Origin of the sequence: Streptomyces sp. NPDC059832 (assembly GCF_042731715.1) — a bacterium.
Taxonomy (GTDB): domain Bacteria; phylum Actinomycetota; class Actinomycetes; order Streptomycetales; family Streptomycetaceae; genus Streptomyces.
This window is the reverse complement of record NZ_JBHWIY010000012.1, coordinates 67,637-69,097: the sequence shown is the minus strand read 5'-3', so window position 1 is coordinate 69,097 and position 1,461 is coordinate 67,637. Positions and strand designations below refer to the sequence as shown.

Here is a 1,461-nt window from a genome sequence, read left to right as displayed (position 1 = left end):
TGTGAGGGTCGGGGATGAGGGAGTTGTTGTTCGTTTTCCCTTTTTTTCCACGTCTCCCCCCCCTCCCCCCCCCCCCTCCCCCCCCCCCCCCCCCCCCCCCCGCGGTGGGTCAGGACCTGGAGTGGGTCGGGACCCGGAGGGGTGTCAGGACTTGGTGTGCAGCGGGACCGTCAGCTGCTTGAGCCAGGTGCCCGTGGTGAAGTCGCGGGCTTTGATGACGACGGAGTGGGGACCGACTTCGACCTGGAGCCCCTGGTTGAAGGCATCGCCGAGGGAGACCTCGCCGCCCTTGCCGTCGTCCATCCAGCCCACCTGGACGGCCGAGGTGTTCACGACGGTGAACCCTTCGAGGTTGCCGGTGCCGGGGACCACGCGGCGCACCACCCAGTCGGACAGATTGAGGTCCCAGTGCGTGTGCCCGGAGAAGAGGAACACGTCCTTGTGGCGGCCCAGGATCGACAGGAGCCGGTCGGGCTGGAGGTAGTCGTTGAGGTAGAGCTTGTTGTGCGTGCCCGACACCGTGTTGGGCAGCGGGTGGTGGGTCAGCACCATGACGGGCCGACGACGGCGCGCCCAGTACGCGAGGCGGTCCTCCAGCCAGGCGAACTGCTCGTCGCTGATCCACACCTCGTCCCACAGCTTCGCGTCGTGGTAGTGGGAGTAGCGCTCGGTGCCCAGGCTGAGCACGGGCACGCCGCCGAACGAGGTCTCCGAGTAGACCTTGTTGCGTTCCGCGAAGTTGTAGAAGCTGCGGAAGAGGGAGTCCTCGGTCGTGCCGTTGGGCCAGGTGTCCTGGGCCAGGGTGTTCGGGTCGCTGTACTTCGGTACGTAGAACTCGTGGTTGCCGATGGCCCACGCGACGTTCTTGGGGTGCGGGTGCCGAGCGAGGGTCTGGCGGACCGCCGCGTACTCGAAGTCGTAGCCGCGCGGCGTGATGTCGCCGGCTATGCCGAGGCCGGCACTGCCGGGGTTGATGCGGTGCAGATCGTCGAGGGCCTTGCCGAAGTCGGCGAGGTCGCCCTGGATGTCACTGATGATGTTGAACCGAACCGTCCGGCCCTTGTCGGGCCGGTGCGGAGCGGCCTCGGCCGCCGGCGCCGCCAGCCCCGCGCCGGCGGCGAGCGCACCGCCCACCAGCGAAGCGCTGCCTGTGGTGGCCATGAACGATCTGCGATCCATCGGTACTTCCTTCGTCTGTGCACCCCGTGCGTATGGGACGCGGGCAGTGTCTCCGCTCCGGATGGCCCGTCGGGGTACCGCAGATGACCATGGCTTGAAATGTGCGGTCCGGTAGTGGCGTGTTTCTGAGGGATGTCGCTCAACGGCCCTCGGCGTCGGCCGGGTTCTTCGCCCGGCCGCGGATCGGCCAGGGGCGGCGCCGCGGACGATCCGAGCCCGGTCGGGGGGGGGGAGAGGCGGGGGGGGGGGAAAGGAAGAGGAGCGAACACACAACAAGAACCA

1 protein-coding gene is annotated in these 1,461 nt (G+C 68.3%); it reads right to left on the bottom strand.

The window, feature by feature from the left end; all coding sequences use genetic code 11:
* Window positions 1-144: 144 nt before the first annotated feature.
* Window positions 145-1,179, bottom strand: a complete 1,035-nt coding sequence (locus ACFV8T_RS22295) for a metallophosphoesterase family protein (RefSeq protein WP_385330034.1) — start codon at window positions 1,177-1,179, stop codon at window positions 145-147.
* Window positions 1,180-1,461: the final 282 nt, after the last annotated feature.